This window comes from Aedoeadaptatus nemausensis, from assembly GCF_903819165.1.
In the GTDB taxonomy this organism is placed as follows: Bacteria; Bacillota; Clostridia; order Tissierellales; family Peptoniphilaceae; genus Aedoeadaptatus; species Aedoeadaptatus nemausensis.
The window spans coordinates 1-702 of the sequence record NZ_CAIJCS010000069.1 but is presented as its reverse complement, the minus strand read 5'-3'; the positions used below and the strand labels follow the sequence as shown (position 1 = coordinate 702).

Genomic DNA, 702 nt, shown 5'->3' with positions numbered 1-702 from the left:
GTAGGAAGGTGAGTAGATGAATGTAAAAATTGAAAACCTAGCCAGTGAAATAATGAAGGGCTTAGAAGAATATTCTGATATGGCAACAGATGAAGTCAAAAAGGAAGTTAAAAAGGCTGGTAGCAATATTAGAAAAGATATACAAGAAAATGCGCCTGTAGGGGAAACAAAGAAATATTCTAAGTCCTGGTCTGTAAAAACTATGAAAGAAACATCAAACTCAATAGAACTAGTAGTTCACTCAAGAAATAGATACCAGCTGGCTCATCTACTAGAGAAAGGCCATGTTCTTAGGCAGGGAGGAAGAGTATCTGCTAAGCCACACATCGGACCAGCTGAAGAGAAAGGAGTAAGAGAATTGGAAGAAAATATAATGAGGAAACTAAACGATGGATAGGCTATTAAAAATAATTGAAGATATGGGACTTCCATTTGCATACTCGCACTTTGCTGAAGGAGAAAGTCTAGACCCACCCTTTATGGTCTATCTATTTCCAAAGAATAAACACTTCGGTGCAGATGGATATGTATATTATAAAAACACTCAGATAGACTTAGAACTTTACACTGATAAGAAAGATTTAAAATTAGAAGAAAAAATAGAAGAGATACTTGATAGAGAAGAAATCTATTATGAAAAATCTGAAGTTTGGATTGAATCAGAAAGACTCTATGAAGTTCTCTATGAATTTACTATGGAGG

General features: G+C 34.8%; 2 protein-coding genes. Both read left to right on the top strand.

Features of this window, described 5'->3' with window-relative positions:
- Positions 1-16: 16 nt before the first annotated feature.
- Positions 17-397: an HK97 gp10 family phage protein gene (locus PEPTYR26121_RS08965; RefSeq protein WP_180501081.1), complete on the top strand. Its 381-nt coding sequence runs from the start codon at positions 17-19 to the stop codon at positions 395-397.
- Positions 390-702, top strand: a 313-nt coding sequence (locus PEPTYR26121_RS08960; RefSeq protein WP_180501079.1) for a hypothetical protein, incomplete at its 3' end; no start/stop codon positions are given. The genes PEPTYR26121_RS08965 and PEPTYR26121_RS08960, both read left to right, overlap by 8 nt.

Bases quoted from the DNA above. Each gene is read 5' to 3' on its own strand.
- PEPTYR26121_RS08965 (WP_180501081.1), top strand. From the start codon at position 17: ATGAATGTAAAAATTGAAAACCTAGCCAGTGAAATAATGAAGGGCTTA.